Annotated in this window: 10 protein-coding genes; 2 read left to right on the top strand and 8 right to left on the bottom strand. The window is 59.7% G+C overall.

Going from position 1 to position 12,931, the window contains the following annotated elements; all coding sequences use genetic code 11:
• Positions 1–62: 62 nt before the first annotated feature.
• From QMK58_RS27410 to QMK58_RS27395, 4 genes are all read right to left on the bottom strand, one after another.
• Positions 63–1,037 (bottom strand): FecR family protein, encoded by a 975-nt coding sequence (locus QMK58_RS27410; RefSeq protein ID WP_320395662.1) that lies wholly within the window; start codon positions 1,035–1,037, stop codon positions 63–65.
• Entirely contained in the window at positions 1,034–1,552 is a 519-nt protein-coding gene (locus tag QMK58_RS27405) for an RNA polymerase sigma factor (RefSeq protein WP_320395661.1), read from the bottom strand. The genes QMK58_RS27410 and QMK58_RS27405 overlap by 4 nt, the downstream gene beginning before the upstream one ends.
• Positions 1,553–1,746: 194 nt before the next feature.
• Positions 1,747–2,454, bottom strand: a complete 708-nt coding sequence (locus tag QMK58_RS27400; protein ID WP_053163043.1) for a PolC-type DNA polymerase III — start codon at positions 2,452–2,454, stop codon at positions 1,747–1,749.
• Positions 2,451–4,385 (bottom strand): putative nucleotidyltransferase substrate binding domain-containing protein, encoded by a 1,935-nt coding sequence (locus QMK58_RS27395; RefSeq protein ID WP_053163041.1) that lies wholly within the window; start codon positions 4,383–4,385, stop codon positions 2,451–2,453. The genes QMK58_RS27400 and QMK58_RS27395 overlap by 4 nt, the downstream gene beginning before the upstream one ends.
• Before the next feature lie 260 nt (positions 4,386–4,645).
• On the opposite strand from QMK58_RS27395, the gene QMK58_RS27390 reads away from it, so the two are divergent.
• Positions 4,646–5,107, top strand: coding sequence for a response regulator (locus QMK58_RS27390; RefSeq protein ID WP_053163039.1), 462 nt, complete (start codon positions 4,646–4,648; stop codon positions 5,105–5,107).
• Positions 5,108–5,335: 228 nt separating this feature from the next.
• On the opposite strand, the gene QMK58_RS27385 is transcribed toward QMK58_RS27390, so the two are convergent.
• A complete protein-coding gene (locus QMK58_RS27385; protein ID WP_320395660.1) occupies positions 5,336–7,513 on the bottom strand; it encodes a malate synthase G in 2,178 nt (725 codons plus the stop codon).
• Between the two features lie 546 nt (positions 7,514–8,059).
• Between QMK58_RS27385 and QMK58_RS27380 the strand changes: the two genes are divergently transcribed.
• A complete protein-coding gene (locus QMK58_RS27380) occupies positions 8,060–8,578 on the top strand; it encodes a glycine cleavage system protein R (RefSeq protein ID WP_053163035.1) in 519 nt (172 codons plus the stop codon).
• A 214-nt stretch (positions 8,579–8,792) separates the two neighbouring features.
• Here QMK58_RS27380 and rarD read toward each other — a convergent pair whose 3' ends face one another.
• The 3 genes from rarD to QMK58_RS27365 all read right to left on the bottom strand — a co-directional run bounded on the left by rarD (position 8,793) and on the right by QMK58_RS27365 (position 12,887).
• A complete protein-coding gene (gene rarD, locus QMK58_RS27375; protein ID WP_053163033.1) occupies positions 8,793–9,680 on the bottom strand; it encodes an EamA family transporter RarD in 888 nt (295 codons plus the stop codon).
• A gap of 152 nt (positions 9,681–9,832) precedes the next feature.
• Positions 9,833–10,807: a serine/threonine protein kinase gene (locus tag QMK58_RS27370; RefSeq protein WP_053163031.1), complete on the bottom strand. Its 975-nt coding sequence runs from the start codon at positions 10,805–10,807 to the stop codon at positions 9,833–9,835.
• A gap of 178 nt (positions 10,808–10,985) precedes the next feature.
• On the bottom strand, positions 10,986–12,887 hold the full coding sequence (locus QMK58_RS27365; protein ID WP_320395659.1) for a PhoX family phosphatase: 1,902 nt from the start codon (positions 12,885–12,887) through the stop codon (positions 10,986–10,988).
• Between the last annotated feature and the right edge of the window lie 44 nt (positions 12,888–12,931).

The following is a 12,931-nucleotide window of genomic DNA, read 5'->3' as shown; positions in this document are numbered from 1 at the left end:
TGTTCGCAGGTCAAATGTGGGAGCTAGCCTGCTAGCGATAGGGCCTGACAGAGAAGCATCCGTCAGGGTTTGGCGTCTGCCTTTGCCACCACCGTCACCCACCATTGCGTGTGCTGTTCGATCTTCACCGGCAGGGTCGGCAGCAGGGCATTAAGCGCCAGGTCGGTATCGCGCAGCGGGAAGCTGCCGGTGATCCGCAGGTCAGCGACTTGCGGTGCCACCCCCAGATAGCCGGGTCGGTAGCGACCGATTTCCTGCACCAGATCTTCCAACCGTGTGTTGTCCACCACCAACATGCCACGGGTCCAGGCGTCTGCACCCATGTTGACGGCCACTATCGGCCCCAGGCCGTTGTTTCGGATCAGCACTTGCTGACCTTCACGCAGGATCTGCTCTTCGGGGCTGGATTGCGGATGGGCCGCCACCGCCGACTGCAACACGCTCAGGCGCGTGCCTTCTTCCTCGCGCTTGACCAGGAACCGCGTCCCCAGTGCGCGCATGCTGCCTTCGCGGGTTTCGACGATGAACGGCCGCGCGTCGCCATGACCGGTCTCGACGAGGATTTCACCTTCCTGAAGGACGATCAGACGCTGCTTCTCATCGAAACGTACGTCCACGGCGCTGTGGGTGTTGAGATTGATCACGGTGCCGTCGGCCAGGCGCAGGGTGCGCTGCTCGCCGGTCGCGGTGCGCTGGTCGGCCAGCCAATAGTCGACCGGCAGATAACGTTCGCCGGCGAACAACGCCAGACCGATCACTGCGACGACACTGGCCAGGCCGCTACCGAGTTTGCGCACGCGCCGCCGAATGCCCTCGCGCGATTGCAGCAGCGCAGTTCGCGCCGGGCCGCTGGCAACACTGAAGCGTTGATCGAGCATGCCCAACTGACGCCAGGCCCGTGCGTGTTCTTCGTGGGCGGCGTGCCAATTAGTGAATGCTTCGCGCTCTACCGGGTTGCCGGAGTCCAGGGACAACTGCCACGCAATCGCGGCGTCCAGCACTTGCGCCGACACCGGTTTGGAGCTAACCGGGCTCATGTCGGCTCACCGTACAGCGCGATGTAGCACTGACGAACGCCCTGAGCCAGGTACTGACGAACCCGCGGCACCGAGACACCCAAACGCTCGGCAATTTCCGCATGGCCCAGGCCATCGAGACGGTTAAAGAGAAACGCCGCCCGGGCCTTGCTTGAGAGTTTGCCGAGCAGGCGATCAATGTTTTTCAGGTCTTCGAGGATCATCTGCTGTTCTTCCACCGACGGTTGTTCGGCTTCGGGGATCAGCATCAGTTCGGTGAGGTAGGCCTGCTCGAGCGCGGCGCGACGGAAATAGTCGAACAGCAAGCCCTTGGCAATCGCCACCAGAAAAGCTCGCGGCTCGCGAGGCACCTTCAATTCTTCACGACCCAGCAAGCGCACAAAGGTGTCCTGGCTCAGGTCTTCGGCCCGTTGCGGGCAAGCGACGTTGCGCCGAAGCCAGCCCAATAGCCAACTGCGGTGGTCGCGATATAGCGCACCGACGAGCTCACTTTGAGGGCTGGGGACTGACGACACGCAGCATCACCGAGTGGGAAGGGTTAACCAACGAGAATTGTTCGCGATTGTGTCAGAGGCCGGGACGGGAAGCAATTGGCGCTGGTCGGGTGGTTGGTGGCGCCAAACTCCGTAGGAGCTGCCGAAGGCTGCGATTTTTTGATCTTGAAAAAAGATCGCAGCCTTCGGCAGCTCCTACGTTGACCGCGTCGTTATTAGAAGGACGGCGCCTGCTGCCGCCGTTTCCATTGGCTCAAGCGCTGTTGCAGGTTTAACGGGCTATGAATCTGCTGCTGTCGCGCCCGGCTGAACAGGATCAGCGCCAGTTCTGCGGTGGCCAGCGCATCGGCACTGGCGTGGTGACGCTCGAAGACTTCCAGCTTGAACCAGTCGATCCAGTCGTCCAGCCCGGCCTCGCGAATGTGCGCCTGTGGGCACAGCAACGGAGCAATATCCGCCACGTCCATAAACAGGTGCCGCAACTTGTAGCCCAGATGATCTTTCAATGCGCGCCCGAGCATGTGTTGATCAAACGGCGCATGGAAGGCCAGCACCGGGCTGTCACCGATGTACTCCATAAGGTCGAGCAACGCCTCGGCCGGATCGCTGCCTGCCGCGATGGCACTGGGGCCCAGCCCGTGGATCAGCACGCTGGGGCCGAGTTTGACTTCAGCGCATTGCAAGGTGCGCTCGAACTGCTGACTGAAGTCGATCGCCCCGTCCTCGATCACCACCGCACCGATGGACAGCACCCGATCCTTGTTCATGTTCAGCCCGGTGGTTTCCAGGTCGAGCACGACCCAACGTTGTTCGCGCAGGCTGCATTCGCCCGGGGTGGCGGGATCTGGCAAGCGTTCGAGCCGATGCTGCAGGTCGGCGGACAGCGTTGGGCTGGCCGCACGCAGCCATGAGAACAGGCTCATAGCTGATACCGCAGGCTCAGGCTGCTTTGCAGGCGCTGGGCCTGACGCAGGGATTCGCGCAGGATGCGGCGGTCCAGGTGATTAAGGCTGTCAGGATCGACCCGATTGGAGTAGGGAAAATTCTCCCGGGTCTGTAGTTGATGTTGCTGCATGCGCGTTTGCTGAATGAAGTGATAAGCCTCTTCGTACGCCGCGCCATCCAGAGGCTCGATCACTTCTTTGGCGATCAACTGACGAAAGCGCTCCAGGGTGTTGTTGGCTTCGATGCCATGGGCGAGAGCCAATACGCGAGCGCCGTCGACAAAAGGGGCCAGGCCCTGGGTCTTCAGGTCCAGCGTGGCTTTCTCACCATTTTTGCGCGCCAGCACAAAATCACGGAAACGCCCTACAGGCGGACGATTGCGCAGCGCATTCTCGGCCATCATCCGCTGGAACAAACGGTTGTCGCCGACCTGATCGAGAATACCCCGACGCAACTGTTCGCAACTCTGTTCGCTGCCCCAGACCACGCGCAAATCGAAATAGATGCTGGAGCCCAGCAAATTCTCCGGCGTCGCCTCGCGGATAAACGCCGAAAAGCGTCGCGCCCATTCCGCACGGGACAGGCACAGCTCGGGGTTGCCGGCCATGATGTTGCCCTTGCACAGGGTGAAACCGCACAGCGCCAGGCTCTGGTTGATCTGCTGGGCGATGGGCAGCAACTTGCCGCGAATCTCCGCCGCATGGGCTGCGTCCCGGGCTTCGAACACAATACCGTTGTCCTGGTCGGTATGCAGCGTCTGTTCGCGGCGACCTTCGCTGCCGAAGCACAGCCAACTGAACGGCACGCCGGGGTCGTCTTTCTCGGCGAGGGTCAGTTCGATCACCCGGCACACGGTGTGATCGTTGAGCAAAGTGATGATGTGTGTGATCTGGGTCGACGACGCACCATGGGCCAGCATGCGCTCGACCAGTTGGCCGATTTCGCCACGCATCGCCACCAGGTTTTCCACCCGGGGCGCATTGCGGATGGTCCGCGCCAGGTGCACCAGATCGACCCGTTGCAGGGAAAACAGATCGCGCTCCGACACCACGCCGCAAAGGCGCTGATCCTTGACCAGGCAGACGTGGGCGATGTGGCGCTCGGTCATGGCAATCGCGGCATCGAAGGCGCTGTGATCCGGCGACAGGTAAAAGGGCGCGGGGGTCATGAATCGCTCAATGGCTTCGTTGAAGTCACTGCTGCCATTGGCCACGGCCTGGCGCAGGTCGCGCAGGGTGAATATACCCAGGGGCGCTTTGTGTTCGTCGACGGCCACGATGCTGCCGACCTGCTGCTCATGCATCAGCGTCACGGCCTCGCGCAGCGGCGTGAGCGGGCTGCAAGTCACCGGGTGACGCATGGCCAGTTCGCCGAGTCGGGTGTTGAGCGAATACTGGGTGCCGAGGGTTTCCACGGCCTTCTGCTGGACCTGCTGATTGACCTGGTCCAGCAAGCTGCTGACGCAACGCAGGGCGAAATTACGAAAGGTGTCCGACAGTGAAAACAGGCGGATGAATGCGGCTTTGTTCAGTTGCAGGCAGAAGGTGTCCTCGCCCGCCAGATGCTCGGTGCGGGTCGCCCGTTCGCCCAGCAACGCAGCAAGGGGGAAACACTCGCCGGTGGTGATTTCAAACACCGTTTCGGTACCACCCTTTGCCGTGTGCGGACGTTCGCCCACCACCCGGCCTTGCTTGACGATATAGAAGTGTTCAACGGGTCCGTCGGCGGGCTTGATGATGCTCTCGCCGGGGGCATAAAAACGCAGCTGGCATTGTTCCACCAGGTACGCCAGGTGAGCGTGTTCCATCTGATTGAAGGGCGGGAAGCGCTGAAGGAATTGCAACGTACCCTGGATGTTCTGCAACACCGCGGTTTTCCCTGCCTGTGTGAAGGCGTCCGCTCTACTCATAACCGTTACCGCAGTCTTTGTTTGAATTGTTGTGGTCGGATGACTCAGACATGGTCGACCCCTAAGACCGAGGTGCCCATTGGACGTAAGTCTAGGTAGGCAATCTATGGGATGGAGTGTCGGAAGAGTCTTACGCAACTGTGCGAAAAACCTCTCTGCTCGCCTATTGGAAAAATATCCGACGAAGCGCACATTGGAGGTCTGCTTAGCGATGTCTCACCACTGTGCTAGGGAACCGTATTGAACATGTAGAGAAAGCCATGTCCGACCACGATATTTTGAGTGACGCCGAGCGGGAACTGCTCAATGCCGTCATGCTGGAACCTGACTTGCCGCCGCAACGGGTGCTGATCGTCGATGACGATAAAGATGCCCGCGAGTTGCTGTCAGAGATTCTGGCACTGGATGGTATTCGCAGTATGTCGGCGGCCAGCGGCGAGGCTGCGCTCAAGATCCTGGTGGCCGAAACGGAGATCAAAAAGCCCACCATAGGCTTGCTGATCACTGACCTGCGAATGGGGCGCGTCGATGGGCTTGACCTGATCCGCCAGGTTCGCGAGTCGGTACGGGCTGCGTTGCCGATCATTATCGTCTCGGGCGATGCCGACGTGAAGGATGCGATCGCCGCGATGCATTTGAGCGTGGTGGACTTTCTGCTCAAGCCGATCGATGCCGACCAGTTGCTGGCGTTGGTCAAACGTGAACTGGGGATGAAGCCTTAGCTCAAACCTGCCGGCCTCGCACATTCCCTGTAGGAGCCGGCTTGCCGGCGATGGACTCAAGTGCGCCGCGTTTATCCGGTTCAAACGCGTTATCGTTAACGACCATCGCTGGCAAGCCAGCTCCTGCAGGTATGCGTTATCTGTCTTTCCCGGGGGCTTGCGTGAAGAACCAAAAAAAAGCCCTGATCGAAAGATCAGGGCTTTTTCATGTCCGGCGTAATCGCTCAGTTACAGACCGTTGGCAGCCTTGAACTCGCGACGACGACGGTGCAGGACCGGCTCGGTGTAGCCGTTCGGCTGCTTGGTGCCTTCAACCACCAGTTCGACCGCCGCCTGGAAGGCGATATTGCTGTCGAAGTCGGGGGCCAGTGGGCGATACAGCGCATCAGCGGCATTCTGACGGTCAACCACCGGCGCCATGCGCTTGAGGCTTTCCATCACTTGCGTTTCGGTGACGATACCGTGACGCAGCCAGTTGGCGATGTGCTGGCTGGAAATACGCAGCGTCGCACGGTCTTCCATCAGGCCGACGTCATTGATGTCCGGCACTTTCGAACAGCCGACGCCCTGGTCGATCCAGCGCACCACATAACCGAGAATGCCCTGGGAGTTGTTGTCCAGTTCGTTCTTGATCTGTTCGGCGGTCCACTGAGGGTTCACCGCCAGCGGGATGGTCAGGATGTCGTCTACCGAAGCGTGGGCACGTTTGGCCAGTTCGGCCTGACGGGCGAACACGTCAACCTTGTGGTAGTGCAGCGCATGCAGCGCAGCAGCGGTCGGCGATGGAACCCAGGCGGTGTTCGCACCGGCCATCGGATGAGCGATTTTCTGTTCGAGCATCGCCGCCATCAGGTCCGGCATGGCCCACATGCCTTTACCGATTTGTGCGCGACCTTGCAGGCCAGTGCTCAAGCCGATATCGACGTTGGAATTCTCGTAGGCGCCAATCCATTTTTCCGCCTTCATGTCGGCCTTGCGCACCATCGGGCCGGCTTCCATGGAGGTGTGGATTTCATCGCCCGTGCGGTCGAGGAAACCGGTGTTGATGAACACCACACGCTCGCTCGCAGCCTTGATGCAGGCCTTGAGGTTGATCGTGGTACGACGCTCCTCGTCCATGATCCCGACTTTGAGGGTGTTGCGCGGCAAGCCCAGCACGTCTTCGATGCGACCGAACAGCTCGTTGGTGAACGCCGCTTCTTCAGGACCGTGCATCTTCGGCTTCACAATGTAGATGGAGCCGGTGCGGGTGTTTTTGCGCGAGGTGTTGCCGTTCAGGTTGTGCATCGATGCCAGGCAAGTCACCAGGCCATCGAGAATTCCTTCCGGCACTTCGTTGCCGTCCTTGTCGAGGATCGCGTCGATGGTCATCAGGTGACCAACGTTGCGCACGAACAATAGCGAGCGGCCATGCAGGCTCAATTCGCTGCCGTCGACGCCGGTGTAGGTGCGATCGGCGTTCATGGTACGGGTAAAGGTCTGACCACCCTTGGCGACTTCTTCCGACAGATCGCCCTTCATCAGGCCGAGCCAGTTGCGGTAGATCACCACTTTGTCATCGGCATCGACGGCGGCAACGGAGTCTTCGCAGTCCATGATGGTGGTCAGTGCGGCTTCCATCAGGATGTCTTTGACGCCGGCTGCGTCGGTCTGGCGGACCGGGGTGCTGGCGTCGACCTGGATTTCGAAATGCAGGCCGTTGTTTTTCAGCAGGATCGCGGTGGGTGCCGATGCATCGCCGTGGAAACCGATCAGTTGTGCATCGTTGCGCAGCCCGGTGTTGCTGCCGCCTTTAAGGGCGACCACCAGTTTGCCGTCAACGATCTTGTAAGCGGTGGACTCGACGTGGGAGCCGGCCGCCAAAGGCGCCGCTTCGTCGAGGAAGGCACGAGCGAAGGCGATAACCTTGTCGCCGCGAACCTTGTTGTAGCCTTTGCCTTTTTCCGCGCCGTCAGCTTCGCTGATGGCGTCGGTGCCGTAGAGCGCGTCATACAGCGAACCCCAGCGGGCGTTCGAAGCATTGAGGGCGAAGCGGGCATTCATCACCGGCACCACGAGCTGTGGGCCGGCCATGCGGGCGATTTCTTCATCGACGTTTTGCGTCGTTACCTGGAAATCGGCCGCTTCTGGCAGCAGATAACCGATCTCTTGCAGGAAGGCTTTATAGGCCACGGCGTCGTGCGCTTGACCGGCGCGTTCCTGGTGCCAGGAATCGATACGAGCCTGGATATCATCGCGTTTGGCGAGTAGGGCTTTGTTCTTCGGCGCCAGGTCATGAATGACCTTGTCGGCACCGGCCCAGAATTGATCGGCGGTGAGGCCGGTTCCGGGAATGGCTTCGTTGTTCACGAAGTCGAACAGGACTTTGGCGACCTGCAGGCCACCGACTTGAACGTGTTCAGTCATTGCTTGCCTCACTCTGCTCAGCTATTTCGCTTTTCAGCTCTTCAATTTAACAATGAAGCCTTGGGCCATTTAAACCACAAACCCGTCTACCAGTACATGCCAATTACGGGCGGCTGGGTTGGGACCAATCAACGGCTTGGGGCCTTGCTGACAGGGCTTTCAGGGTTGCGAACGTGCCTGCGGCAGACATCGATCCAACGTTATGTAGTGCGCGCTGCGGCATACTACATGATGAATTGCGGTTGTGAAAATTAGACTAATTACGTCGTTCTGCGACCCCATGACGCATTGCAGTCACGGCGCGGAGCAGGATGTTCTCAAAAAACCAATGGATTGTTCCAGTTAAATATCGAAAGTTGTACACGATTTGTCTTCCACAGCAGATCGGCGGTGGACTGGATCGCTGGCAGGCCAGCTCCTACAGGGCCTTTTGCAATCCTTGTAGGAGCTGGCTTGCCAGCGATGGCGTCAGCCCATTCAGCACATGAACAACCCTTGCCTATACTTGGTTTTCTATAACAAAAGTCATGACCAGAGGGCTGCGCCATGGACCACCTCGTACTCACAGTGATTGCACCGGACAAGCCAGGGCAGGTCGAGCGCATTGCCCAATGCATTGCCGAGCACGGCGGCAATTGGCTGGAAAGTCGCATGTCGCGCATGGCCGGACAATTCGCCGGGATTCTTCGGGTAGGCGTACCGGCCGAGGCCTACGATGAACTGGTGGATGCCTTGCAAGGCTTGTCGACGTTGGGCATTCGCGTGTTGATCGCCGAAAGCGGTATCGAACAATCGTGTACGTGGAAACCGATTGCCATGGAGCTGGTGGGCAATGATCGTCCGGGGATCGTGCGCGATATCACGCGGTTGCTGAGCGAGCAGGGGGTAAACCTGGAGCAACTGGTCACGGAAGTGCGTCCGGCACCGATGAGCAGTGAGCCGTTGTTCCACGCTGAAGCGCTTTTGGCCGTACCGCTGACGCTGTCGCTGGATGTGTTGCAATCACGTCTGGAAACCCTGGCCGATGACCTGATGGTCGAACTGGTGCTGCGCAGCGATCCTTGATCAGTTATCCAAGTTAAACGTGCACCTGCCTGTGGATAACCTGTAGAGACACCCCGCCAGCCCACGCGGCCCGGGGTTCTTCAGGATATGATCAAAAAACCAGCAGTTTCAGAGACTTGCGCACAATCGGCGGGGATCACGCTGTGGATAACCTTGGGAAGGATCGATACAGGCCACGGGGGACGTGGCCTGTGCGGATTTGTGTGTTTTTTGATCAGCTGCGGCGACGCAAACTGACCCATGCATCGATGCTGTAAACGGCCAGGCCGGCCCAGATAAAGATGAACGCAACCAGCGTGCTGGAGGACAGTTGTTCGCCAAACAGCAGTACCGCTTGCAGCAATACCAAGGTAGGCGCCAGGTACTGGAGAAATCCCAATGTGGTATAGGGCAAATGCCGAGCCGCTGCGTTGAAGCAAACCAATGGCACTAGCGTGACCGGCCCTGCGGCGACCAGCCACCAGGCTTCGGACGTGGTCCAGAATTCGGCCTGAGCGCTGCTGGCGGTTGGATTGAACAGCAGCCAGGCCAGGGCAATCGGCACCAGCATCCAGGTTTCCACTACCAGGCCCGGCAATGCCTTGACCGGCGCCTGCTTGCGAATCAACCCGTAGAAACCGAAGGTCAGTGCCAGGACCAACGACACCCACGGCAAACTGCCGACCTGCCACACCTGCTGCGCCACGCCAACCGCCGCCAGACCCACCGCGACCCACTGCATGCGCCGCAGTCGTTCGCCGAGAATCAGCATGCCGAGCAACACATTCACCAGCGGGTTGATGTAATAGCCGAGGCTGGCTTCAAGCATGCGGCCATTGTTCACCGACCACACGTAAGTCAGCCAGTTGGCAGCGATCAGGGTGCCACTGAGGGCCAGGATCGCCAGCCGTCGGGGATTCTCGCGCAGTTCACGCCACCAACCGGGATGTTTCCAGACCATCAGCAACAGTGCACCGAACAGCGCCGACCACAACACGCGGTGAATGATGATCTCCACGGCGGGCACGCTGGCGATGGCTTTGAAATAGAGCGGGAAAAGTCCCCAGATGATGTAGGCACTCAGGCCCAGAATGTACCCGCGACGCGGGTTGGTAACTTGCATGCAGAATCCTTGCTTAGGCAGCTAACAAAGAAACCGATTGTATAGATGTGTCAGGACTTTTGTAGGAGCCGGCTTGCTGGCGATTCGTACGACGCGGTGTATCAGGTAAACCGCGTCTTGGTTCATCGCCAGCAAGCCGGCTCCTACGAGGGTTAGAACAATTTCAGTGGCTCTTCGTTGAGCGCCGCGAGTTGCTCGCGCAACGCCAACACCTGATCGCCCCAATAGCGCTCGGTACCGAACCACGGGAAGCTGTGCGGAAATGCCGGGTCATCCCAGCGACGGGCGAGCCAGGCGCTGTAATGCATCAGGCGCAACGCTCGCAGTGGTTCGATCAGCGCCAGTTCCCGCGGATCGAAGTCGTGGAATTCATTGTAGCCATCCATCAATTCCGACAGCTGGCCCATGCATTCGTGGCGATCGCCGGCCAGCATCATCCAGATGTCCTGGACCGCCGGACCCATTCGGCAGTCGTCAAGATCGACGATGTGAAACATCTCGTCGCGGCACATCATGTTGCCGGGGTGGCAGTCGCCGTGCATGCGGATGTTCTTATGCTGCGTGTTGCTGTAAGCATCTTCCACACGCTTGAGCAGATCACGGGCCACTGATTCGTAGGCCGGTAGCAAACTGCGGGGGATGAAATTGCCTTCGAGCAACGTCGTGAGTGAATCGTGGCCGAAGTTTTTCACCGCCAAGGCTTCACGATGATCGAACGGCTTGGTCGAGCCCACGGCATGCAGGCGACCGAGCAATTGGCCCAGTCGATAGAGCTGATCGAGATTGCCCGGTTCCGGTGCACGACCGCCACGGCGCGGAAACAGTGTGAAGCGAAAACCGTTGTGTTCGTGAAGGGTTTCACCGTTGTGGATCATCGGCGCGACAACGGGAACGTCGCAATCGGCGAGTTCGGCAGTGAATTGGTGTTCTTCCAGGATCGCTTCATTGGTCCAGCGTTGAGGCCTGTAAAACTTGGCGATCAGTGGCTCGGCGTCTTCGATGCCAACCTGATAGACGCGGTTCTCGTAGCTGTTGAGCGCCAGAATGCGCGCGTCGCTGAGGAAGCCAATGCTTTCGACGGCATCGAGCACGAGGTCTGGCGTGAGGGTTTCAAACGGGTGGGCCATGCTGACTCCTGCGCGCAGCAGGCTGCTGCGTCCGGCCAGGCATGGTAGCGCAGACGGGCGCTCTTTAGGGGCAGGGTTGCGAGATGTGTTGTCTGGGCTGACGATATCGCGAGCAAGCTCGCTCCTACAGGTTATGCAAATGCCCTGTAGGAGCTGGCTTGCCAGCGATGAGGGCCTGTCAGGCGCCGACGATCCCGCCATCTTCCCGCGAAATCGCCATCACCGATGAGCGCGGCTTGCCATTGGGCAGATGCTCGGGGAAGGTCGAGCCGCCGTTCTCGCCCGGATGCTGAATCCCGACAAACAACGTTTTCTGGTCCGCGGAAAAACTGATCCCTGTCACTTCGCAGCCCACAGGCCCGACCATGAAGCGGCGAATCTCACCGGTTTCCGGATCGGCACAGAGCATCTGATTGTTGCCCATTCCGGCAAAATCACCGGCGTTGCTCGAATCGCCATCGGTGAGAATCCACAAGCGTCCTGCCTTGTCGAAACCCAGGCCATCCGGGCTGTTGAACATGTTCTGCGGTGTGATGTTCGAAGACCCGGCCTTCGGCGTTCCGGCGTGAATACCGGGGTTGCCGGCGACGACGAACAGGTCCCAGGCAAAACTTTTCGAGCCGTGATCGTCGCGGTCGGTGTGCCAGCGCAGGATTTGCCCGTAGACGTTCTTCTCGCGCGGGTTCGGCCCGCCCACCGGTTGGCCGTCTTCGCCACGTTTGGCATTGTTGGTCAGCGTGCAGTAAACCTGGCCGTCCTTGGGGCTGACGACGATCCACTCCGGACGGTCCATGCGCGTGGCCTTGACCACGCTGGCAGCCAGCCGCGCATGGATCAACACTTCGGCCTGATCAGCAAAGCCGCTACTGGCGTCGATGCCGTTTTTGCCGTGGGTCAGTTCGATCCATTCGCCCTGGCCCTTCGGGTGATCGGTGTTGCCGTCGCCCGCGTCGAAACGCGCGACATACAGCGTGCCGTGATCGAGGATGTCGCGGTTGGCCTTGGGGTTCTTGTGGTCGATCTTGTCGCGGCTGACGAATTTGTAGATGAATTCGCCGCGCTCATCGTCGCCCATGTACACCACGGCCTGGCCGTCCGCAGTTTCGGCGAGGGCAGCATTTTCATGTTTGAAGCGACCGAGGGCGGTGCGTTTGACCGGGGTTGACTTTGGATCGAACGGATCGATTTCCACGACCCAGCCATGGCGGTTCAATTCGTTGGGGTTCTTCGCCATGTCGAAGCGCTCGTCGTGCGGGTGCCAGTTGATCTCCTTACTGGTCGCCACCACGCCGTAGCGTTTCTGCGCCGCGTCGAATTTTTGTTCGGCGTTGCTGCTGCCGAAGCAGTCGGTGAAGTTTTCTTCGCAGGTCAGGTAAGTGCCCCACGGCGTTTTGCCGTTGGCGCAGTTCTGGAAGGTGCCGAGAACGTGCTTGCCCTGAGGGTCGGCGCTGGTTTTCAGCAGGGCATGACCCGCCGCCGGACCGCTCACGCTAATAGGCGCGTTGCCGTGAATGCGGCGGTTATAGCGCGAGCCCTGGACGAACTTCCACTCACCGTTTTGGCGCTGCACTTCGATCACCGACACACCTTCGCAGGCCAGCGCCTTGCGCACTTCTTGCGCCGATTGCGGCATCCCGCCGTGGGGGTAGAGGTAGCGGTAGTTGGTGTATTCGTTGTTGATCGCCATCAGCGCCCGGTCGTTCTCACCCGGAAACTCGAACAGGCTCATGCCGTCGTTGTTGTCACCGAACTGGAGTTCCTGATGCTCGGCGCTGCCGTTGCCGCTCGGGTCGAACACCGGGCCGTTTTTATGCAGGGGTTGGCCCCAGCTGATCAGCACCGAAGACTTGTAGCCTGGCGGCAGGGTTATCGTGTCGCTGGTCGCAGTGGCAATGCTGTCGAAGCCCAGTAGTTGGCTGGTGCCGGCGCTGACACTGGCCGCCAACACGCTGCGACTCAACAGGTTGCCCCCCAAAAACATGGCCGCCCCACAAAGTGCGCCCGCGCTGATAAAGCCGCGACGGCTGAGGCCGACCATTTTTTCGAGGTCGGTGGATTGGTTTTCTTCTAATAGGCTCACATCAGGCTCCCTGCGGTTTTTGCAGTCACCTTAAAGATGGGCGA

The sequence above is a fragment of the Pseudomonas sp. P8_241 genome, from assembly GCF_034008315.1.
In the GTDB taxonomy this organism is placed as follows: domain Bacteria; phylum Pseudomonadota; class Gammaproteobacteria; order Pseudomonadales; family Pseudomonadaceae; genus Aquipseudomonas.
Note: the sequence above shows the minus strand (reverse complement) of the source record. Positions and strands in the feature narration are given on the sequence as shown.